The organism is Variovorax sp. AC103 (genome assembly GCF_979254005.1).
In genome coordinates, this window is sequence record NZ_CEEDFC010000006.1 from 119,083 (window position 1) to 140,732 (window position 21,650).

The following is a 21,650-nucleotide window of genomic DNA, read 5'->3' on the forward strand; positions in this document are numbered from 1 at the left end:
TCAGGTCTCCAGCGGGCGCTTGGCGGTTTCGCGGGCCACCACCAGGGCGATCAGCGTCAGGCCCAGCGCGGCCACCACGTAGAGCGACACGGCCAGCGTGCTGCCCCACGACTTGAACAGGCTCGCGATGATCAGCGGCGCGAAGCCGCCGCCCAGGATGCCCGCCAGCGTGTAGGCCAGCGAAGCGCCCGCGTAGCGCACGCGGCCGGGGAACTGCTCGGTCACGAAGGCGGCTTGCGGGCCGTACATCATGGCGTGGATCAGCAGGCCGACCACCACCGCCGCGCAGATGGCGACCGGGTGCGCGCTGTCCATCAGCACGAAGAACACGAAGGCCCACACCATGCCCAGCAGCGCGCCGGCGATGTAGACCGGACGGCGGCCGATGCGGTCGGACAGCCCGCCGAACCACGGCACCGCAATCGCGTTGCAGGCCGCGCCGATCATGGTGGCGGTGAGCGCCAGCGGACGCGACAGGTGCAGCACCGTGGTCACGTAGGTCAGCGTGAACACCACCACCAGCGCGTACAGCACGTCGGAGCCGATGCGCGAGCCGCCGGCCACCAGCAGGCTGCGCCAGTGCTGCGTGAACACTTCCTTGATGGGCGTCTTGGCGGTGGCCTTCTTCTGCTCCATCTCGAGGAACACGGGCGTCTCGTCCACGCCGCGGCGCAGCCACAGGCCGAACAGCACCAGCGCGACGCTGGAGATCAGCGGCAGGCGCCAGCCCCAGGCCTGGAATTCTTCCGGGCTCAGCCAGGCCGACACGATGGCGATGAAGCCGGTGCCGATCAGCGTGCCGCACGACGGGCCGACCTGCGTGAACGAGGCGTTGCGCCCGCGCTCGTCGGGCTTGCCGTGTTCCATCGACAGCAGCACCGCGCCGGCCCATTCGCCGCCGAGCGCCACGCCCTGCACGAAGCGCAGCGCCACCAGCGCCACGGGCGCCCAGATGCCCCACGTGGCATAGGTGGGCAGCAAGCCCATCAGACCGGTGGAAATGCCCATGATCACCAGCGTGGCCACCAGCACGAAGCGCCGGCCCAGCCGGTCGCCCAGGTGGCCGAACACCACGCCGCCCAGCGGGCGCGAGATGTAGCCGACCGCATAGGTCGAGAAGGCCAGGATGGTGCCGGTCAGCGGGTCGAACGACGGGAAGAACACCGCGTTGAAGACCAGCGCGGCCATGATGTTGTAGACCGTGAAGTCGTACCACTCGAGCGTGGTGCCGATGGAGCTGGCCATGGCCAGGCGGCCCATCTTGGGGGAGCCGGGGGCGCCGGGCTTGGCTGCCGGGGGCGCAGCGGGAAGAACATGTTCGGTCATTGGAAATACCTTTGTTCGGTGAAGTCGGAGGGACAAGGCGGAAGGGCGGAAAGGCGGAAAAAATCAGCGCAGCTCGGCCGCACCCAGCTTCCAGCCGAGCGCGAGCAGCCAGCCGGTGGCGGGGTCGGTGTCGAAGGCGGTGGCAGCCGTGGCACGCGCGGTGCGCGCGGCGGCGGCGTTGCTCGCCTCGATCACCAGCATCGGCTGCAGCACGCGGCCTTCAGTGGCTTCGCGCGGCAGCGGCGTGCTCAGCGCGGTGTCGGGCACGAGCAGGTACGACTGCACGAAGCCTGCCTGCTCGGCCAGCGCCCGGCCCACGCGTGCGGCATGGGCAGCGAGCGCCTCGGCATCGGTGCTCAGGGGCAGCGGCAGCACGACCGCATGGCTGCCGCTGCCGAAGCCGGTGACGGCGCGCACGGCACACACGCGGCGGATCGGCTGGCGCATGCGATCGAGGTTGGCGATGGACCACGGCGTCTGCTTCTCGAACGCGGCGCGGTAGCCCGCCGAGCGGAACACCGCCAGCGATTCGGTGCGGTACAGGCCCAGGTACTTGCGCCCGCCCTCCAGCGACGAGTAGCGTGCGCCCGACAGGAAGCCCGGAATGCGCACGCGCTCTTCCACGTGTTCCCGGTCGTACCAGCGGTTGAAGTCGGCGTCGTCGGCGGCGTCGACGTCGGAGGCGACGAACAGCAGGCCGTTCACGGCCGCTGCGTCGATGTCGTTGTCAGGAAGGGAAGAAGCGTCGAGGTTGGAGACGGGTGTGGTCATGGCGGCGGAGGAGCGGGCGGGCCTTCGAAATTTGAAGGCGCGATCTTCCGTCGCAGGGTGCCGCTGTCACAAACGAGTTTTTGTGGGCGACAGGCACAAGAATTACTGGCCCCTTCGTGGGGCGGAAATGCACGATTTCGAGGGTTAACCCTCTGAAGTGCCGCTCCAGGTTGGTGCGATTGCCGAGGCCGTGAACTGGTCCGACGCCCGGCATGCCAGCTCGGCCACGAGGCGGATGGCGTCGGAGTCGGCCGCCTCCAGGTGGCTCACCACAAGCCGCTGCGGCGAGATGAGCGCATCGCATTCGATGATGCGCACGTCGCCGCTGGCCACGTACTCGTACACCGGCGGCAGCGGCACCAGCGCGTTGCCGAAGCCCGACTTCACCAGCCGCGCCAGCGCGGAGATGGAGCTCACGCAGTGCACCTTGCCCAGCGGAATGCCCGCCGCGCGGTACAGGTTCTTCAGCGCCTCGTGCGGCTGCGAGCCGGGGCTCATGGTCAGCACGGGCTGGCGCAGCAGCTGGTCGACCGTCTGCGTCGCTTCGGCGCCCTGCGGCCCGACCCAGCCCATGGGCATCGGCAGGCACGGCGTGCTCACGATGCCTGCGCCGGCGATGTGGTCGGTCTGCAGCGCGATGTCCAGCGCCCCTTCGCGCAGGCCACGGTGCAGGGCCAGCGTGGTCTCGGAGGTCAGCTGCACCTCGATGCCGGGGTAGGTGGAGCGCAGGTTGGTCAGAAAGCCGAGCAGCCAGGTGTGCACGACGGTCTCGATGGCGCCGATGCGCACCAGCCCCAGCAGGTCTTCGCGCGGTCGGCCGAGCGAGACGATCTCGCGGCGCAGCTCGAGCAGGCGCTCGCCGTAGTCCATGAGCCGCACGCCCACCGGCGTGAGCCGCAGCTCGCGCGCGTCGCGTTCGAACAGGCGCGCGCCGATGTCTTCTTCGAGCGAGGCGACGCGGTTGGACACCGCCGCCTGCGTGATGTGCAGCCGGTCGCTGGCCGCGCGGAAGCTGCCCAGCCTGGCGGCCCAGAGAAAGGCTTCGACAAATCTTGTGTTCATGAGGGCACCTGCGGGGCATTTTGCCGGGGTTCGTGCCCGGGAGTGTGCCGTGGCGGGTGGGCCGGCACCCGCGGTTGCCGCAACCGACGCCGCGCGCGCCGGTCTCAGCCGCCCATCGAATAGAAGAACTCTTCGCGCACGATGGCCCCGTCCTTCACCGTGTACAGGCCCGCTTCTTCCATCGTGAAGCGCTGGCCCGTGGGCTTCATGGTCACGTCGAATTCGAAGCCGACGATGAAGCGGTCGTCGTGCGGCCACGGGCCGGTGATCTTGGCCGAGTGCACCTCGTGGTTGTCGGTCCACCACTTGCCCTTGGCCTCGATGGCCGCCAGGCCCACGGCCTCGCGCTGGCCGCCGGGCGGCGCGCCCGCCTCGACGCTCACGGCGTCGTCGGCGTAGAGCGCCCTGGCGTCCTGGAACTTTCCTTGCCGGCACAGCGCGACGAGCTGGTTCGCGATTTCCATCGTGGTCATGGCTTTCTCCTGAAGAAGAGGGAGGGGCAGTTTAGGCCGATGCGTGCGCCAGAGGGCGTTCGACACTGCCTGCAGCGCGGTCAGCCGTAGAGAAAGCCGACCACCAGAAAGTAGATGACCAAGAGGACGCCGAGGATGCCTTTCACGTTCTTCATGGCGAGGCCGACGTAGTCAGCGATGGCTTCGTCGGTGAGCCGTGATTGCAGCGCATGTTGCCGGGGCAGGATCGCACGCAGCAGATAGCCGCCGAAGAGCACGACAGCGCCCAGGGGAAGCAAGAAAAGCAGGGGCAGCAGGTAGGCCATCGAGGGATCCTTGGGATCAGCGGGACCGTGCCGGGCGCACCCAGCCCAGCGAGAACACATAGCGGCTGCCGCCGACCACCCGCGTCACGCTGTGCTCGCAGGCATCGGGCCTGAAGAGCTTGATGCGCCGCGTCTCGAAGATCGGGTCGGCGCACACGAACTCGCCGCCCGCGCGCGGCGACTTCAGCACGATGTTGAGCCGGTAGTGCCGCCCGGCCTGCACCGGATCGGTGTGCGGCGGAATCTCCGAGCCTTCGGGGTAGCGCAGCAGGTAGCTGTCGAAGGGCAGCGGCCAGCGCGCGGTGGCCAGCAGCATCTTGTCGTAGCCCGTGCCCTGGCGGCCGCGCTGCCAGCGGAAGGCCTGCGCGAAGTAGCTGTGCAATGACGCGAGCCAGCGCATCGTCAGGCCGGGGCGGGCGCCTCGATGCCGAAGAGCGTGGCGGTGAACTCGCGGTCGTAGTCGGGTTCGCCGCCGAAGCTCAGCGCGATGCGTCCGGTCCAGGTGATGTTGAAGCATGCGGTGCCCGCGATGCGTTCGAACCGGATGCGGTGGCGTGCCACCGCGCCATGGCTGAAGAGGTAGATGTGCAAGGCGTTGGCGCTCTGGTCCGCGGGCGGCGGGTCGTCCACGGTGGCTTCGAAACCGTCGAGGCTTTCGAGGCTGTAGCCGTCCACAGGCCCGACCGCGAAGCCGCGGTAGCCGGGCCATTTCGTCGAGGAGATCGTGCAGCGGTGGTAGTTGGTCCACACGCCGGGGGCCTCCCAGTCCGAAGCGAAATCTTCTTCGTCTTCTTCCCCGCCGGCCTCTTCGATCTCGCGCTCCGCGTCGCAGGCCGCGGTTTGCAGATGCAGGTCGAACCACACCTGGCCGTCGCGCACGCTGGCCTTCCACTGGAACTCGTCGACCGCGTGGCCTTCGGGCCAGGGGTTGCCCGGGAAGAAGATGCGGTTGCGGGTCATGTGTCGCTCGGCTGGATCAGGTCCCACTTGTTGCCGCAGAGGTCCTGGAAGACGGCCACCGTGCCGTGCGGCTCATGGCGCGGCGCTTCGAGAAAGCGCACGCCATGCGACGTCATGTGGGCGTGGTCGCCGGTGAAGTCCGAGGTGTGGAGAAACAGGAAGACCCGGCCACCGGCCTGCTTGCCGATGCCGGCCGCCTGCTCGTCGGTCACGGCCTTGGCCAGCAGCAGCGCGGCGCCCCCGCCGTGCGTGGGTGCGACCACCACCCAGCGCTTGCCCGGTCCGCGCGGCGTGTCTTCGACAAGTTCGAAGCGCAGCGCCTCGGTGAAGAAGAGGATGGCTTCGTCGTAGTCGCGCACGAGCAGGGTGACGGTGGCCAGCCGGCGGGTCGTCATGGGGCGGGGCGCGCTCAGGAGAAGACGATGGCCGTCTTGTGCGCAATGCTCAGCCGAGCCGATTCGTGGAGCAGCAGCCACGCCGCGTACTCGCGGAACAACCCTTCGTCGCCTTCGCCCAGCGCGGCGATGCGCGCCGCTTCCGCGTCCGACAGTTGCCCGTCGGTCAGCGCGATGCCGAGCGCGGGCGCGACCTGCACCAGCTCGTCGCGTAACCGGTACGACGAGCCGAGCATGCCGCCGGTCAGCGCCTCGTCTTCCGACTCGGATTCGGAGAACAGCACTTCCTCGAAGTCGACCGGCACGTAGAAGCCTTCCGCGTCCGAGTGGCAGATCAGGTGGCTTTCCGCGATGTCGAGCGCTTCCTGCACGGCCGGGTCTTCCGACGGCTCGTCACCTTCTTCCACCGGCGTCGCCGTCCAGCCGGGCGACACCACGCAATGCGCATAGGCGCGGCGCAGGTAGTGGATGAACGAATACGGAAACCCGTCGAGCGAGGCCCGCGAGTCCAGCGGCGGCAGCTCGCGCGGCTCGACGTGCGGCGGCAGGCCTGCCGCCGCCAGCACGGCGTTCACGATTTCGAAGTCGCCCTCGAACCACTCGGCGCCTTCGGGGTCGTTTTGCAGAAAGTCGGCAAGCGTGCCGACGCTGATGGCCAGTCCCATGTGGGTTCTCCCTTTTTTTCGTGTCGTGTCGTGTCGTGTGTGGCGTGCGGCTTACTTCGCCGCCTCCACCTTCACCCGCGCATTGGGCGTCTCGCCGAACATCTCCGGCGCGTACATCGCCTCGACGCGGCTGGGCGGCAGCGCGAAGTCGCCGACGTTGTTCAGGCGCACGGTGTATTCCATCTTCACCACGCCCTTGGGCAGGTACTCGTAGTAGCTGCGGAAGGCCTCGAAGCTGCGCTCCTCGAAAGCCGGCCAGCCCGCGCCCGACTTCTTCTCGCCCTGCGTGGCGATCTGCGAGTCGCGGCCCAGGCCGCCGCCCAGGATGGTGGCGCCGCCCGGAATCGGGTCGCTGATGACAACCCAGGTCATGTCGGCGCTGGCGTTCACCTCGACGGTCACGCGCAGCACGTCGCCGCGGGTGTACTTGCCCGCGGTGGCCTGCTCGACCGGAGTGATGGTCTTCTTGAGCGCGTAGCCGGCCGCGAACGGCGCCTTCAATTGCACGGCGGCAATCGACTGCAGCGTGAGCCACGGCTTGCCGGTGCCTTGCTGCGTCACCAGCAGCGTGTCGCGCACCGGGGCGCCCGAAGGGGACGCCGCCCACGGCAGGAACATCGTGTTGTTCTTCAGGTTGCCCGGCGAGGCGGGCGCGCCGAAGAAGGTGGTCTGGTTGGGCGCGCCGGCCGCGTCGCTGGTCTTCACGCGTTCGACGCGGCTCCAGTCGACCTGCGCCTTCACCGCGCCCAGCGTGGCGGCCGTGACGCCGGCCACCGGCGTGCTCTCGAACACCTTGCTGAACTTCTCCAGCGCCAGCCCGCCCCACAGGTTGGCGGTGGTGGTGTGCCAGGCGCCGTTCTGCTGGCGGCCGATGAAGCCGTTGGCCAGCTTGCCGATGTCGTCCTTCCAGGCCGGGTCGTCCATCACGCTGAGCAGCAGGCGGGCGGTGTTGACGTCGCCGTTGGTCATGAGCCACCACCAGTAGTCGTCCTGCTCGGTGCTGAAGATCAGCTTGGTGCCCTGGTACGACAGGCGCGCCTTCAGCACGTTGTTGGCCTCGTCCAGGCGCTGCTGGCGCTGCGGCACGTCGTTCACGCGCTTCAGGATGTTGAGCCAGTCGATCACCGCGCTGGTGGGCCACTGGTTCGGCGCGATGGTGATGCTGCCGAGCATGCTGCCCTTGGCCTTGCCGTAGCGCGAGAGCGCTTCGAGCGCGGCGAGCTTGCGCACGTCCAGGTCCTTGCGCGGGCTCCAGAACTCGCGCGTGATGCGGCCTTCGACGAAGGCGATCAGGCCCGACTCCATCGGCGCGCGCAGGTCGTCGGCGAGCGCGAAGGCGGGGTCGAGTTGCGCGGCTTCGTTCGTTGCCGCGAGCAGGTACGACGTGAGGATGTCGCTGCCGCGGTTGGCCTCGCCGTCGCGCGGCGGGAAGTAGTTGGCCAGGCCGTCGCTGTCCAGGTAGGTGGGCAACGTTGCGAGCACGCCCTGCCACATCTTCGCGTCGCGCAGGCCGACCGACTTGCTGGTCTTCTGTTCGAGGCAGATGAAGGGGTAGTTGGCGAACCAGTCGCGCACGCCCGGCAGGCCTTCGGCCAGCCGCGGTTGCAGGGCCAGCTTGAGACCGCCGCGGCCCGGCAGGGCGTCGGCCGGCGGCGCCACGTCGAGCGTGAACGGACCGTCGAGCTGCACCAGCGTGGCCTGCTGCACCGTGAGCGGCACCGAGGGCACGATGCGCTGGCGCACCTTGAGCGCATCGCGTGCGCCGCCGAGGGTGTCTTTCGCCTCGATCTCCCACAGGATGGCTTCGGCGCGTGTCTGCGCGAGCTGCGCGGGCGCGGTCACGGTCCATGCCACTTCACGCGCCTCGCCGGCCGGGATGTCCACGGTCTGCGGCTCCAGCGTGAGCAGGGTGGCGCGCGGCGTGGCTTCCACCTTCATCGGCTTTTGCGTGGTGTTGCGCAGCGTGATCTGGGCGCGGAACTGGTCGTCCTCGCGCACCAGCGGGGGCAGGCCGCTGATGATCTGCAGGTCTTGCGTGGCCTGGATGCTGGTCTGCCCGGTGCCGAACAGGCTGGTGCCCGAGTCGGCCACGGCCACGATCTTGAAGGTGGTGAGCGCGTCGTTCAGCGGCACCGTCACCACGGCCTGGCCGTTGGCGTCGAGCACCACCTTCGGGTTCCACACCAGCAGGGTGTCGAGCAGTTCGCGCGTCTGGCCCTTGCCGCCGCCGCCGCCCGCGGGCACGGCCTTGCGCCCGTAGTGGCGCCGGCCGACGATTTCCATCTGCGCGGTGGAGGTGCTCACGCCCCAGCTGCGGCGTTGCAGCATGGCGTTGAGCAGGTTCCAGCTGTCGTTGGGCATCAGCTCCAGCAGCGCTTGGTCGACCGCGGCCAGCGCCACTTCGGCGCCAGCGGCCGGCTTGCCGTCGGGCAGCTTGGCGGTGATGGTGACCTGCGCCTTGCTGCGGATGGGGTAGCTGGGCTTGTCGCTGGTGACGGTCACGTCGAGCTGGTGGGCGCGCGTGCCGACGCGAATTTCAGCCATGCCGAGCCGGTAGGCCGGCTTGCTCAGGTCGACCATGGCGGTGGGCGCCACGTATTCCTTGCCTTCGTACCAGAAGGCCGTCCACCAGTCGCGCGGCGACTTGAAGCCCCAGGTGAAGAAGCTGTACCACGGCACTTCGCGCAGGCGCCCGCGCAGCGCGAGCACGCTGATGTAGGCGTTCGGACCCCACTCGGGCTTGACCTGCAGGGTGACGGTCGGGTCCTTGCCGTCGAGCTGCACCACGTGCGTCTCGATGATGCCTTCGCGTTCCACCGCCACCAGCGCGGTGGCGAAGCGGAAGGGGCTGCGCACCTGGAACTTGGCGACCTCGCCGGGCTGGTAGCTCTTCTTCTCGGGCAGCACGTCGATGCGGTCGTTGTCCTCGCCGCCGAACCACAGCTCGCCCTGCTTGGTCACGTAGACCGAGCTCACGGCCTTGGCCTCGCGGCCTTCGCCGTCGGTGGCGCTGGCGATGAGCTCCACTTCGCCGGCTTCCTTCAGCTCCGACTCGCACAGCAGCAGGCCGCGCGCATCGCTCTTGCCGCTGCACACGGTGCCGATGTCCTTGGTCTCGGTCTTGTTGTCGTAGGTGTAGAAGCCGCCCACCATGCGCTTGCGGCTGGTGGTGGTGATGCGCGCCACGGCGCGCACGTTGAGCGTCACGCCGGCCTGGGGCTTGCCCGTGAGGTCGAGCGCGAGCGCCTGGAACTTCAGCTTCTGGCTGGTGGAGACCCAGCCTTCGGTCTTGATGCCGGCAATGACCGATGCGGGCCACAGCGTCTGCGTGCTGCGGATGGTCTGCACCTCGCCGTTCGGGTCGGCGTAGGTGGCTTCGAGCAGCAGCTCGCGCGCCGACTTCACCTTGGGCACCTTGTCCACGGTGACCTTGCCGGCGCCGTCCTTGTTCAGGGTGACGGGCAGCTTGTCGGCGATCACGCGGGTGTCGTTCACGCTGTTGAGGTCTTCCTCGCCGGTGTTCGAGTCCGACGCGGGCGCCGCGGCCTCGCTGCCGTCGCCTTGCGTGGCGCGCGGCGGGTTGAAGCTGAAGGCGTCGTAGTCGGAGAAGCTCAGGGCCTTGCCGCGCACCATGGCCGACACGCGCACCGGCAGGTTGGCCGCACCGCCGCCGGCCACGTAGTTGATCTGCACGTCGGTGGGCACACTGGTCGCGGCGACCAGCGGCTTCTTCTCGGTGGGCGAGATGCGGCCTTCGAGCACGGGGAGGCGGAATTCCTCGACGCGGAACATGCCGGTGCTGAAGCTGCGGCTGTAGCCGCCGTCTTCGCCGTCGCTGTCCCCGTCACCGTCGGCGTCCTTGCCGGCGCCGGTGCGCAGCATCACCTCGTACACGCCGAGCTTGGCGGCCGGCGGAATGGCAAAGCTGTTCTCCGCGCTCAGGCCGCCGGTGGCGGTCTTGCGCCAGGCGAGCGGCTGGGTGAAGCGCTGGCCGCTGCCCGTGTGGGTGATGACGAGCGTGTCGGGGCGCTGGTCCGGCAGGCCGAAGCCCTTGCTGGTCTGCGTGCGGATCAGGCTCTTCATCGACACCGTTTCGCCGGCGCGCAGCAGCGTGCGGTCGAAGACGGTGTGCGCGATGCGGTCGGGCTCGGGCTGCAGGTTGGTCGGCACGTTGAAGCGCCAGGGCTCGATGCCGCGCTGCCAGTCGCTCCAGGTGAAGGCGAGGTCTTCCACGCCCTTGTCGTCCTTGGCGCGGGCGCTGACGAACCAGGCGCCTTGCTCGTACTCGTTCGGGCCGTTGCATGACGGCGCCTGCGGCGAAACGCCGTTCAGCATCACGATGCCGTTCGCGTCGGTGGTGCCGGTGGCCACGGCCTTGCCGTCGCAGCTGGACACGCGCACTTCGGCGCCGGCCACGACCTTGCCCTTGTCCAGCGTGGTGACCCAGGCCATCGAGTTCTCGCGGCCCAGCTTGAAGTGCACGGCCAGGTTGGTGGCCAGCGCGGTGGTGCGCACGTACATCGTGCGACCGGCGTTGTAGCGCTCGTCGAGCAGGGCTTCACCGAGCTTCTGCGAGGCGATTTCCAGCACGTGGAAGCCGGGGGTCAGCGGAATGCCGATGACTTCGAAGGGGCGCGGGTCGCCGCCGTCCGACTTGGGCATGTCCAGCGCCTTCACGCCCGGCTGGCCGGCCAGCAGCGACAGCATGCGAGTCTGCAGCGAGGTGCGGTCGTCCTTGTCGATGACGGGGGGCAGCGGGCCCTTCACGTCCTTGCGCGCCTGTTCGCGCGAGATGCTGTAGCTGTCGTAGCGGCGCACCTTGCGGAACCACGCGATGATTTCCGCGTCGGTCTTCGGGTTCATGTCGCTCACCTTGCCGGGCGTGAGCGCCTGCACCATCAGCTGCGGCTCCACGCGGCGCACCGTCACCGGCATCATGGCCGGGGTGTCGGGCTCGGCCAGGCGCTCGACCACGCCGAAGGGCGAGGCGGCGAACTTGGCCAGCGGCGGCATCATGCCGGTCGCCACCTTCAGCGGAAAGCTGCCGGGCGAGGCCAGCGGGCGGCCCGAGGCGTCCTCGAACTTGGAGGGCAGCTCGATGCTGAACTGGGTGCTCTCGGCCAGCGGCGGGCCGAAGTACACGCCGTTGACCACGTCGTCGTCGCTCTGCGTGCCGCCGTCGTTTTCGAGCTGGGCCTTGACCGTCTTGTCGCCGCCCTTGAGCTGGATCTGCGAAGCCAGCTTGCGCGTGACCGGCGCGTTGAACGTCAGCTGCATCGGACGCAGCGGCAAACAGGCGGCCTGCGCGTTCTCGCGCTCGCAGGTGAACGACACCGCGAAGGGCTCGCGCACCTGGAACTCGAGGCGGCGTTCCACGTTGTTGGCCACCCCCGAAGGCGTGGCGACGCCCTTGCCGTACACCACCTGCACCTTGGCGCCCGGCGTGAGCGTGCGGTTGCACTGCAGGGTGACGAAGCGCAGCGGGTCTTTCTCGGCGGCCTTGTCGCGGCCGAAGGCCTTGAGCAGGCCGGCGCGCTGGTCGCCGTCGAGCAGCTTGACCGGAATGCGCTCGCCCACGCCGTCGGCGGCGCACCAGATGTTCTGGCGCACGCTGTCCAGCGTGGCCGCACCGTTGAGCTCGAGCATGAACATCTGCTGTTCGTCGATGCGGCTGTAGCTCCCCGGCATGTAGCTGCGCACGAACGGGCCGCCGGTGTTGAACTGGTAGCGCTCCGGGCCGGTCAGCTCGCCGCCGGCGCTGGGCTTGAAGGTGGGAACGCGCGTGACCGTGCAGCGCACGCCCGGGGGCAGGTCGTTCTCGAAGTCGTAGACCCAGGCCTTGGCGTCGGTCCAGCGGCCGGTGCCCTTGCCGGCCTGCGCGTCGGAGCAGCTCACCGAGAGCGGCGCGGGCGCCTTGGGGTCGCCGAAATTGACGGCCGCCTGGTCGAACTTGGCGACGATCTGCCGCACGCGTGCCACCTCGCCCTGCGGGCTCAGGCTGGTGATCTGAAGGGCAAAGCTCGGGCCGGCCAGCAGCACGCCGGCGGCAAAGAGCCATGTGGGAACGAAACGGGTCACGGGGAACTCCTCCTTGGGGCAGCGCGCAGCGTAGCCGATTTGCACGTCAGTTCGGCAGTGCCAAGGGTCATATGTCGACCGATTGCGGGCTGGGCATACGCCACTCTTCTTACAATCGGGCGCTGTCTTGCGTGCGCCGCGCGGACCGCCACCAAGACCTTGCCGCCGACCGATGAAACGCTACTGGGAAATAGACGCCTTGCGCGGGCTGATGCTCGTGCTGATGACCGTCACCCACCTGCCCACGCGGCTGACCGACCCGCTGGGCCAGCCCTTCGGCTTCGTGTCGGCCGCCGAGGGCTTCGTGCTGCTGTCGGCCTTCGTGGCCGGGCTGGTCTACAGCCGCATCGGCTTTGCGCGCGGGGTGGACTCGATGCGCAAGGCCTTCTGGCGGCGCGTGGTGAAGGTCTATCTCTGCCAGGCGGCGATCCTGCTGTTCCTGTTCACGGTGATCGCCGCGGTGGGCCTGCACATCGACCAGCCGGCGGTGAAGAACCTGGTGTCCTACTACCTGGCCGAGCCGCGCGACGGCTTCCTGTACGGGCTGCTGCTGATCTACGAGCCGGCCCTGCTCGACATCCTGCCGATGTACATCTTTTTCATGCTCCTGAGCCCCTGGGTGCTGGCCTTCGCCATGCGCCATGGCTGGAACTGGGTGATGGTGGTGAGCGCCACCGTGTGGGCGGCGGCGCAGTTCGGCCTGAGCGAATGGGTCTACGGGCTGGCCGTGCACTACCTGGGCGTGCCGGTGCCGTTCCACGAGATGGGCGCGTTCAACACCTACGCCTGGCAGTTCCTGTGGTTCGCGGGGCTTTGCATCGGCGCCACCCGCAACGGCCCCGAGGCGAAGCCGCTGCGCTTTCCGTGGTGGCTGCTGGTGCTGGCCGCCGGCGTTGCGTTGTACGGGCTGTACTGGCGGCATCACGGCATCAACGGGCAGGCGCCGTTCGGCGGCGACGTCGAACTGAACCTGCTGTTCGACAAGTGGCAGCTGGGCCCGCTGCGGCTGGTGAACCTGCTGGCGCTGGGCATCCTGGCGGTGCGCTTCGGGCCTTGGCTGATGCGCCGCCTGCCGCGCATGCACTGGCTGGAGGCGATGGGCTCGGCCTCGCTGCCGGTGTTCTGCGCGCACCTGGTGGCGGTGCTGCTGGTGCTGGCCTTCTACGGCGACAGCCAGACCGCGCGGCCCTGGTGGGGCGACGGCCTGCTGCTGGCGGCGGTGTTCGCGGGGATGTACGGCGTGGCGCGCTTCACGCGCGGCGCCGACCTTCCGCCGCCGGCGGACGACATGCCGTCGCAGCCGGCGGCCGCGTGATCCGGGGTTCTACGCTTCCTCGAACGAACCCGCGATGTGGTCGCGCCACTCGCTGCGCTGGATGTCTTCCAGCGTCGCATCGGTGGTCTCGAAGTCGCTCAACAGCGTGAGGAAGCCCTGGGCCACGTCGCCCAGGCCTTCGGGGTGCAGCCAGCCCCATTCGCATTCCTCGCAATGCACGTACACGCGCTCGTTGGTGGTGTCGTTCTGGAACACGAGGCGGCCCTGGCGGCAGTTCGCGCAGGTGCTGGACCAATAGAGTTTTCTCATTTGACGGGGTAGGAAGTGATGATCTGGTTGGTGCCGGGCACGAGTCTCATCTCGACCCCGTAGAACAATTCGCCGGTGGCCGCGGCGCTGCCGCCTGCGCGTCCCACGATCTCGTTCATCGGCACCCTGAGCGTACCGTTGGCGTCGGGCGAAATTCCGAGGTCCTGCGCCCGCTCCCAGGCGCGGTTGGTGGTGGCCACGCCGTCCTTGTAGAAGACGCCGTGATCCTCCTTGCCGGGCACGTCCTGATTGTGCCGGCGCACATGGTCCTCGCGCTTCTCGCCCTTGTACGCCCCCCTCTTGGGCACCACCGCGTCCCAGTCGAGCGGTGCGTATTTGCGCTGTATCACCGTGCCGCCGCGCGCCACTGCCGCGGGGCTTCGCGGCTCCAGCGGCGCTCCGCGGTTCGTTTCGCGCGAGTTGGTGATGGCTTCGCCCGACGCCGCCCGGCGCTCGGCCGCCAGCCGGCCGAAAGTGCGGGTGCGGGCGACGCCCACCAGGCTGCCCGCCAGCTCGTTCACGCTGGCCACCGCCTGCTCGGAGCCGCCCAGCATGCGGGTGAGCGCGCCCGGTCCGCCGTAGATCGGCCCCAGGAAGGCGATGCCCATCGTGTTGCCCCAGCGCAGGTTGCGCTCGTCCAGCCAGCCCTGCTCCTGCGGCGAGAGCGTCGACTGCCAGCGCGGGCCGGGGGTGTACACATCCTCCACGAAGTCCAGGTCGCGCCGCAGTTTCAGCGATTGCTCCGGCGGCAGCGGCGACTTGCCGGTCAGGTGGTCGGTCAGCTGCTGGCGCTTGTCGTCGATCATCGACTTGGGAATCTCGTCGGGCCACTTCTGGCATTCCTCGCGGAACTGCTTGGCGCGGCCCATCGCGTCGGTCGGCTCCGCACCGGCCGGCCGGTCGGTGCCGCTGGTCATGCGCACGTACCAGGGCCTGGCTTCGAACTCGGCCTTGGCGCGCTCGTAGGGCGCGGTGCAGGCGTCGGGCGGGCGTCGCACCATCGGGCCCTTGGGCACCTGGAAGGTGACCAGCCGCCCGACGGTGCCGTTGCCGTTGAAGGGCGGGTCGTCCATCAGGCGGCCCCGTTCATCTCGCACAGGTCGCCGTGGCGCGCCACCGCGCGGCTTTCCACGAAGACGGTCTGCGCGCCGCTCACCACCTGCACGTTGCCCGCGCCCAGCGACACGCCCGAGCGCACGCCGGTGCCCGCGTTGCCGGTCACGCCCTGCACGATGCTGTCGATCATGAGCACCTTCTCGCCGCGGGCGAATACGCTGTCGGCGTAGGCGGCCTTCTCGGGCGGCAGGATGGCGACGATGTCGAACGGAATGACCTGGTCGCCGACGATGCAGAAGTCGGGCGTCACGTTGACCACCATGAACCGCGCCTCGGCATCGGCGATGTGTTTTTCCATGCTCAAGCGAATGCTCCCTGGGTGAACAGGTCGGCGCCGGTGATGTCGCGCGCCTGGTCCAGCGTGAGCCGCCAGGTCAGGTGCACCAGCATGCGGTCGAGGTCGACGTGGACCGTGTCCAGGCGCATCGCCTCGGTGGTTTCCACACCCTGCGCGGTGCGGCAGACGGCATCGATGCGCACACCGGGCAACTGCATGTCCACCGCCGGCGCCGACGCGAAGAAGCCGGCCATGCGCACCCGCTCATCGCCCGCCAGGCCCTGCGCGACGACCTGGTCGGCGGGCGCGTAGTGAAAGAAGCGCTCGTCGAAATCTTCTGCGTAGTCCATGAAGGGTGCCTGCGCGAAGCGCTGCCGCCAGGCGTCGTCGTAGGTGCCGGCCAGCGCGGCGCGCGGCTGCCAGTGCCGCGCGATCGGGCCGAAGCCCGCGACCTCGACGCCGTCCTGGTTGCCCTGGGCAATGGGGGTGGCGGGGTATTCGATCTGCGGACCGGGCGCGGGCCGGCCACTGTCGTAGCGCGCCTGCGGGTGGGTGTTGCGGCAGGCCGAGCCGAAGCGGCCGGTGCCCGACGGGTTGGGCGCATGCACGCGCGGCGCGGCGTTGTCGGCATCGCCTTCGTCGAACCACCAGCCGCCGTGCGCGAGCTCGTAGCGCAGCGGTACCTCGGCGGCGGGTGCGGGGTCGCCCAGGCGCCGCCCGGCCGGGTCGTCGTGCCAGAGCCAGTGGCGCGGCCCGGTCAGGCGCAGCGTCTTGTCGACGAGCGCCTCGCCCTGCCGGTCCACCCGCAGGCTCGCTTCCCAGGCGGGCCGGGGCGTCCAGTCGAGCGCGCGCGCCGCGCCGGTCACATAGACGTCGGCACCGGGCTTGGCGAGCAGCACGTCGGTGGCCTCGCGCAAGCTCGACAGCGCCGCGCGCTCCGGCGCCCACGGCACATCGGCGAACACCGGCCCGCGCTGCACGGCGGCGAGTTGCAGCACGCCGGGGGCGAGCACGAAGCTGCCGCAGGCGATCACCACGTCGTGAAAGCGCTGGCCCTTGCCCATCTTGTCGAACTGGAAGTGCGGCAACGGCGTCTGGTTGCGCACGCGCTGCAGCCGGGGCGGCGGGATCGACGGCGCGGCCATCAGAGCGCCTTTGCGTCGCTGCTGCCGGCCACCTTGCCCGCCACGTCCGCCGCCACCGCCGCCGAGGCGACGCCCAGCAATTGCGCCGCCTGGCCCGCCGCGCCGCCGGCCTCCGCGCCGCCGCCGCCCGCGGCGACCTGTTTGGCGATGGACGCCAACTGCGTTACCTTGCCGAGCAACTCGCCCGGGTTGCCGCCCATCAGAGCGCCCAGGCTGGCCATCGGGCTGCCGGGCGGCTCCGGCGGCGGCCCGGTGGGCACCGCCGAGGGCTGCAGCGCGGCCTGCCCGCCCACCGGGTTGAGCCAGATGTTCTCGCCGTTGACCGTCACGTCACCGCCCTGGGCGGTGATGTTGATCTTCTTGCCGGTCACCGCGATGGAGCCGTCGGCCTTGAGCTGCACGACCGATGCGCCCACGCGCAGCGAGATCGTCTCGCCGTCCATCTCGATGTGGCTGCCCCCCTTGTCGCCGCTGCCGCCCACCGAAAGCAGGTACTTCTCGCCGACCTTGGTGGTCTGGGTCTTGCCGACCAGGGTGTTGTCGACCATGCCGACCACCGAATTGCGCAGCATGCCGACGTTGAACGAATAGGCCAGGCCGATGTTCACCAATTTCGCCAGGCCCACGTTGTGCATGTAGGCCATGCCGACGGTGCCCAGCTGGTTGCGCCCGACCTTCTTGCTGCGGTCGCGGCCCACCGAGTGGGTCTCGTCGTGCTCCACCTCGATGTCCTGGTTGCGCTCGGCGTGCAGCCACACCTGCTCGGCGCCCTTCATGTCCTCGAAGCGCAGGGCGTTGGCGTTGGCCTCGCTGCCGTCCTCCGAGCTGCGCGTGAGAAAGCCGCTCTGCGTGGCGTTGTCCGGCAGCTTCCACGGCGGCATGTTGTCCGCGTTGTAGACACGGCCCGTCACGATCGGGCGGTCGGGGTCGCCGTTCTCGAAGTCGACGATCACCTCCTGGCCGATGCGCGGCACGTGCATGCCGCCGAAATTGCTACCGGCCCAGGGCGAGGACACCCGTACCCAGCACGAGCTGTTCTCGTCCTTGCTGCAGTAGCGGTTCCAGTGAAAGCTCAGTTTCACGCGGCCGTACTTGTCGGTCCAGATCTCGCGGCCGGCGGGCCCGGTGACGATGGCGGTCTGCGGCCCCGTGGTGCGCGGGCGCGGCACCGCAGGCGGCGCGGCGCGGAACACCTTGCCCGAGGCGATGGCCTCGAAGTCGACGCGGCATTCGAAGCTTTCCTGGCCCGAGGCCTCGCCGGGCTCCTGCAGGTGCAGCCTGGCGTCGGTGACCAGGTACTCGCGGTTGGCCTCGCTCTGCGGGTGGCGCTCCAGCGTCAGCAGGCAGCCCGGCACCACGGCGCGCAGGTTGCCCGAGCCGCTCGCACGCTCGCCGCGGCTGCCGTCCTCTTCCATGCGCCGGCGCACCAGCTGTTCGCCTTCCGACTCGACGGCGTAGTCGCCAGGCCAGCGGTAGCGCTCGAGCTCGTTCTGCGCGGTCTTGCGCGGCATGGCGCTCACCTGCTGCAGCCGCGCGCGCGGGCGCTCGAAGTCGAAGTCGTCGGTCACCCAGCGCCCGCTCTGCAGCGACTCGCAGGCATTGAAGCGGTCGCAGTGCTCCTCGCGCACCGTGTCCTCGGCGGCGTGGAACGGCACGGTGCGGTAGCCGGCGTTCTCGAACGGTGCATGCGCCGCCATCTCGTCGACCACCACCAGCGTGTGGTTGTCCTCGGTGTGCGCGAAGAAAAAGTACAGGCCCCACTCGTGCATCAGGCGCAGCACGAAGTCGTGGTCGGTCTCGCCGTACTGCACCTGGAAGTCGCGCGGCGGATAGGTGCCCGTCGCACGCACCTCGAGCGGAAATTCGTAGTCGCCCAGCACCTCGCGCACGATGTCCAGCACGGTCTTGTTCTGGAAGATGCGGTGGTCGCTGCTGCGCGTGGCCAGCGTGAGCCAGGGCTCGATCACCACCTCGTAGAGCGCGCGGCGGTTCTCCAGCCGCAAGAAGCGCACGCGCGTCACCAGGCCGGAGATATGGCGCTCGCCGCCGTTCGCGCCGGGCCGTCCGTCGAGCACGATGTGCAGGGTGAGCGGTTCGCCCACGAGCTGCTTGACGGGCACGTTGGCCGCCTGCCGGTCGTTGAAGCCCGGCTGCTCGGGCGTGGCGAAGGTGACGGTGTAGGCGAAGAGACGGCTGAGCCCTTCGTCACCGTCCACGCCCACCGGTTCGAGGGCGGGCCTGTCGCCCATCATGGGCATGGCAGGCGAGGAAGCGCGGAGGACGCGGACGGGCCGCACGGGACCTTGCATGTGAGAACTCTCCCCGAATCGTTTGGGCAGCCGGACATTGCCGGTGCTTTTTCTGAGTCGCGGTTGTTCTGCACCGCTGTGATGCGATTAAAGCGGCGCGGTGCAAAGCCCGGGCGTAGGACGGGTCCGAAAAAAAAGCCTGCAGTGGGGAGGCGCTAAGCCGAAAGCGTGCGTTTCGGTGCGCAAGCGCATGGCGTGGCGCTTTGTCGAGGGTTCGGCGCGCCTCTGGATGCCTCGGAAGGCGTGCGAACGCGTCAGGGCGCCGTGGGAAGGTGGGAGGCGATCACCGAGTGCCACAACCGGTAGCCCTCGTCCGTCATGTGCAGCCTGTCGCCGCGAAACAGCTCCGGGCGCGGGCGCCCGTCGGCACCCAGCATCGGCGTGTAGATGTCGATGTACTCGCTGTTGGGCAGCAGGTTCAGGTAAGCCGACACCACGTGGTTGGTCTCGCGGATCTGCGGCATGAGCTGCTCGCGCGACGGGCTGGGCTTGACCGACACGAAGCTGATGCGGGTGTCTGGCAACTCGGCGCGCACCGCGTTGGCAAAGCGGGCAAAGCTGTCGAGCACCTGCAGCGGCGTGCGGCCTTCGGCCAGGTCGTTGTCGCCTGCATACACCACCACCTGGCGCGGCTTGTAGCGCACCACGAGGTCGCGCGCGAACAGGCTGCAGTCGTTCAGCGTGGAGCCGCCGAAGCCGCGGTTGACCACGCCGCCGGGCACGCGCGCAAAGTCCTGCTGAAGGCGCGTCCACATGCGCACCGTGGAGCTGCCGACGAACACCACGCCGCCGGGGGGCGGAAAGCGCTCCTGGTCGGCGCGCGCGAACGCGGCGAGCTCGTTGTGCCAGCGCTCCTTGGCGGCCAGGTAGTCGCGGGCGGACGCAGCCTCGGCGGCGGCCGTCTCGGATTCCTGGGGAAAGAAGGAGGCGGACTGCGCGTGCGCGCCAAGCGCCGCCACGAGCAGCACGGCTGCGGCCAACGCGGTTTTCATCGAAGTCATCGGGAAGACAGAGGACACGGCGGAGGAAAATCAGGTTTCTGGCATGGGGCCGCGCGGCCGGTGTCGGCACGAGGCGGCTTGCAACCCTAGATTGTCTTCTCGATGAGGGCGCCCTTGAACACCACCGGGCCTTTAGGGCCGCTGCCCGCAGGCACGCCGCCCTTGGCCTCGAGGGTCACGGCCAGGGTCGGCACGGCTTGCACGTCGGATTCCGAGGCCGCCAGGCGCAACGCCGGGGCCTTGTCCATCACGCCGAGCGAGCGCGGGGCGGCGCCGGGCGCCAGGGCCCACAGCTGAAGCGACTTGTCGTCGCCCTCGCTGTAGCTGCCCACGCGCTGCAGCGACAGCTGCTTCTTCTTGGGGTCGAAGGTCACGAGCATCGAGGCGGCGGACTGGTCGTCGGACAGCACGGCCACGTACTGCACCACCGGCGCGTTCTGCAGCTGGTCGCGCAGGTTGAGCCCCACCACCACGGCCAGCACGGTGGCCAGCGCGCCGGCCGCGGTGGCGCCGCGCCACAGCGCCAGGCTGCGCAGCCAGCCGCCGGGCTGCGGCCTGGCGGCGTCGCGGGCATGGGCCGCGTCGCGCTGGCGCTCGATGACGGCCTTGGCCTGCTCGGCGTCGATCATGTTGCGGATGCGGGTCCACACGGCGGGGTCGGGCACGACCGAGGGTTGCAGCTCGGTCATGCTGGCGAGCCGGCCTTGCCAGACCAGCGCGGCGGCGCGCACCGGCGCCTGTTCGCGGGCCAGGGCTTCGAAGCGGCGGCGGGCGCCGCCGCGCAGGGTGCCGAGCGCGTGGCTGGCGGCGAGGAGTTCGAGCAGTTCGGGGTGGGCGGTGAGTTTCATGGCAGGCCTGTCTTCTTCTTCGTCGCGCTCAAGCGAAGCGCCCCATGCAGACGCGAAGTTTTTCCAGCCCGCGCCGGATCCATGTCTTGACCGTGCCCAGCGGCAGCTTGAGTTGCTCGGCCAGTTCGCCGTGGCTCATTTCGCGCAGGTAGGCCAGGCTCACCACTTCTCGCTGCTTGCCCTCGAGCTGGGCCAGGCACTGATGCAGCGCCCAGGCCTGCTCGCTCGCGTCGGCCGTGTCGACCGGGTTGGGCGCATCCGACTCCATCTGGTCGGCCATGAGCTCGTCGAATTCCTGCGTCAGCTGCGCCCGGTCGGCGGTGCGCCGGCGCAACAGGTCGAGGGCCCGGCTGCGCACGATCAGCCCCAGCCAGGCCAGCGGCGGGCTGAGCGACGAGCGATAGTCGCCAGCGACTCGCCAGACCGTCAGAAAAGCCTCCTGGATCACGTCCTCGGCCCATTCGCGTTGCCGCACGACACGCATCGCCAGCCCCATGAGCTTGGGCGAGGTGCGGTCGTAGAGCTGTCGCAGGGCGGCTTCGTCGCGATGGCCGATCCTGTCGATCAGCGCCATCAGTTCGGCGTCGGGGCTGGGTGCAGTCATCCGCGGATTGTCGGGCATCGGTGCGCATGCCAGATATACGGGCGTTGCCGCTGGTCGGATTCAGGGCGTCCGACGCCCCGTCCAAACATTTGTGAACACAAGTTGTAAACGTATACTCCGCCGCAAAACGAGTGGGGCGCACAGCGCGGGCGGAGAAGGAATGAAGCAAATTGCGATCGTCTTGGCGCTCTGCGTGGGCGCCTGGTATTTCTTTGTCGGCGGCCGCAAGCTCGACGAGCCGATGGTGCGCGACTACTACCGGAGCGAGGCGCGCGCCGTGGTCGAGCGCGACGCCGACCGGCTGTGCAAGCAGCTCAGCCGCAAGGTCGTGATAGAGACCAGGACCACGGTGATGGGGCGCACCGAGGACAACACCCACGACCGCGACAGCGCCTGCCGCGGGGTGCACAAGACCTTCGAAAACCTGGCGCTGGTCGGCGAGCGCACCGGCAACATCCTGTCGGTGGACTACGACTATCACATCGACTCCGTCGAAGTCGCTCCCGACCGCAAGAGCGCCCTGGTCAAGGGCACCAGCGTGCTGAAGATGGGCGAATCGGCCCTCCAGCTCAAGACCAGCTTCAACCAGCGCCTGGAGCGCGAACTCGGCCAGATGCGCCTGGTGCACGCCGAGGACAGCACCGTGGTGCGCCTGGGCGGGCGCGGCGCCATGAGCCAGAGCGACTTCTTCCGCAAGTAACTCTTCAAGAACCCACACAGAAAGCAGGCG

Annotated in this window: 20 protein-coding genes; 2 read left to right on the forward strand and 18 right to left on the reverse strand. The window is 69.2% G+C overall.

All coding sequences use genetic code 11. From position 1 onward, the window contains the following. From AC0IYU_RS11035 to AC0IYU_RS11080, 10 genes are all read right to left on the reverse strand, one after another. Positions 1 to 1,326: an MFS transporter gene (locus AC0IYU_RS11035; RefSeq protein ID WP_472116437.1), complete on the reverse strand. Its 1,326-nt coding sequence runs from the start codon at positions 1,324 to 1,326 to the stop codon at positions 1 to 3. Positions 1,327 to 1,389: 63 nt separating this feature from the next. Continuing rightward, the gene (locus AC0IYU_RS11040) at positions 1,390 to 2,097 is read right to left on the reverse strand and encodes a hypothetical protein (RefSeq protein ID WP_472116439.1); all 708 of its coding nucleotides are present in this window, start codon (positions 2,095 to 2,097) and stop codon (positions 1,390 to 1,392) included. Positions 2,098 to 2,241: 144 nt separating this feature from the next. Next, on the reverse strand, positions 2,242 to 3,159 hold the full coding sequence (locus AC0IYU_RS11045; protein WP_435435204.1) for a LysR family transcriptional regulator: 918 nt from the start codon (positions 3,157 to 3,159) through the stop codon (positions 2,242 to 2,244). A gap of 104 nt (positions 3,160 to 3,263) precedes the next feature. Beyond that, a complete protein-coding gene (locus AC0IYU_RS11050) occupies positions 3,264 to 3,632 on the reverse strand; it encodes a SnoaL-like domain-containing protein (RefSeq protein WP_435483006.1) in 369 nt (122 codons plus the stop codon). 80 nt (positions 3,633 to 3,712) lie between these two features. Then, complete coding sequence (locus AC0IYU_RS11055) at positions 3,713 to 3,937, reverse strand: hypothetical protein (protein ID WP_472116442.1); 225 nt, start codon at positions 3,935 to 3,937, stop codon at positions 3,713 to 3,715. Between the two features lie 16 nt (positions 3,938 to 3,953). After that, the gene (locus AC0IYU_RS11060) at positions 3,954 to 4,337 is read right to left on the reverse strand and encodes a 2OG-Fe(II) oxygenase family protein (protein WP_472116445.1); all 384 of its coding nucleotides are present in this window, start codon (positions 4,335 to 4,337) and stop codon (positions 3,954 to 3,956) included. Between the two features lie 2 nt (positions 4,338 to 4,339). Continuing rightward, the gene (locus AC0IYU_RS11065) at positions 4,340 to 4,897 is read right to left on the reverse strand and encodes a hypothetical protein (protein ID WP_472116448.1); all 558 of its coding nucleotides are present in this window, start codon (positions 4,895 to 4,897) and stop codon (positions 4,340 to 4,342) included. Then, positions 4,894 to 5,292: a VOC family protein gene (locus tag AC0IYU_RS11070; protein WP_472116451.1), complete on the reverse strand. Its 399-nt coding sequence runs from the start codon at positions 5,290 to 5,292 to the stop codon at positions 4,894 to 4,896. The genes AC0IYU_RS11065 and AC0IYU_RS11070 overlap by 4 nt, the downstream gene beginning before the upstream one ends. 14 nt (positions 5,293 to 5,306) lie before the next feature. Beyond that, positions 5,307 to 5,957, reverse strand: a complete 651-nt coding sequence (locus AC0IYU_RS11075; protein WP_472116454.1) for a hypothetical protein — start codon at positions 5,955 to 5,957, stop codon at positions 5,307 to 5,309. A gap of 51 nt (positions 5,958 to 6,008) precedes the next feature. Further along, positions 6,009 to 12,035, reverse strand: coding sequence for an alpha-2-macroglobulin family protein (locus tag AC0IYU_RS11080; RefSeq protein WP_472116456.1), 6,027 nt, complete (start codon positions 12,033 to 12,035; stop codon positions 6,009 to 6,011). A gap of 172 nt (positions 12,036 to 12,207) precedes the next feature. Between AC0IYU_RS11080 and opgC the strand changes: the two genes are divergently transcribed. Beyond that, positions 12,208 to 13,350 (forward strand): OpgC domain-containing protein, encoded by a 1,143-nt coding sequence (gene opgC / locus AC0IYU_RS11085; protein WP_472116459.1) that lies wholly within the window; start codon positions 12,208 to 12,210, stop codon positions 13,348 to 13,350. Between the two features lie 9 nt (positions 13,351 to 13,359). Here the strand turns inward: opgC and AC0IYU_RS11090 are convergent, their stop codons facing one another. The 8 genes from AC0IYU_RS11090 to AC0IYU_RS11125 form a co-directional block, all read right to left on the reverse strand. After that, positions 13,360 to 13,620 carry a hypothetical protein gene (locus tag AC0IYU_RS11090; RefSeq protein WP_472116462.1) on the reverse strand — a complete coding sequence of 87 codons (261 nt, stop codon included), beginning with the start codon at positions 13,618 to 13,620 and terminating at the stop codon, positions 13,360 to 13,362. Then, positions 13,617 to 14,693, reverse strand: coding sequence for a hypothetical protein (locus tag AC0IYU_RS11095; RefSeq protein ID WP_472116465.1), 1,077 nt, complete (start codon positions 14,691 to 14,693; stop codon positions 13,617 to 13,619). Before AC0IYU_RS11095 ends, AC0IYU_RS11090 begins: the two co-directional genes overlap by 4 nt. Next, positions 14,693 to 15,034 carry a PAAR-like domain-containing protein gene (locus AC0IYU_RS11100; protein ID WP_472116855.1) on the reverse strand — a complete coding sequence of 114 codons (342 nt, stop codon included), beginning with the start codon at positions 15,032 to 15,034 and terminating at the stop codon, positions 14,693 to 14,695. Before AC0IYU_RS11100 ends, AC0IYU_RS11095 begins: the two co-directional genes overlap by 1 nt. A gap of 2 nt (positions 15,035 to 15,036) precedes the next feature. After that, positions 15,037 to 16,158 (reverse strand): DUF2169 family type VI secretion system accessory protein, encoded by a 1,122-nt coding sequence (locus AC0IYU_RS11105; protein WP_472116467.1) that lies wholly within the window; start codon positions 16,156 to 16,158, stop codon positions 15,037 to 15,039. Further along, positions 16,158 to 18,416, reverse strand: coding sequence for a type VI secretion system Vgr family protein (locus AC0IYU_RS11110; protein WP_472116470.1), 2,259 nt, complete (start codon positions 18,414 to 18,416; stop codon positions 16,158 to 16,160). Before AC0IYU_RS11110 ends, AC0IYU_RS11105 begins: the two co-directional genes overlap by 1 nt. Before the next feature lie 305 nt (positions 18,417 to 18,721). Further along, positions 18,722 to 19,459, reverse strand: coding sequence for an SGNH/GDSL hydrolase family protein (locus tag AC0IYU_RS11115; protein ID WP_472116472.1), 738 nt, complete (start codon positions 19,457 to 19,459; stop codon positions 18,722 to 18,724). 95 nt (positions 19,460 to 19,554) lie between these two features. Beyond that, a complete protein-coding gene (locus AC0IYU_RS11120) occupies positions 19,555 to 20,316 on the reverse strand; it encodes an anti-sigma factor (protein WP_472116475.1) in 762 nt (253 codons plus the stop codon). Positions 20,317 to 20,344: 28 nt separating this feature from the next. Next, positions 20,345 to 20,920, reverse strand: a complete 576-nt coding sequence (locus tag AC0IYU_RS11125; RefSeq protein WP_435435218.1) for an RNA polymerase sigma factor — start codon at positions 20,918 to 20,920, stop codon at positions 20,345 to 20,347. 160 nt (positions 20,921 to 21,080) lie between these two features. Here AC0IYU_RS11125 and AC0IYU_RS11130 point away from each other — a divergent pair, with 160 nt between their 5' ends. Beyond that, positions 21,081 to 21,620 carry a hypothetical protein gene (locus tag AC0IYU_RS11130; RefSeq protein ID WP_472116478.1) on the forward strand — a complete coding sequence of 180 codons (540 nt, stop codon included), beginning with the start codon at positions 21,081 to 21,083 and terminating at the stop codon, positions 21,618 to 21,620. Positions 21,621 to 21,650 lie beyond the last annotated feature (30 nt).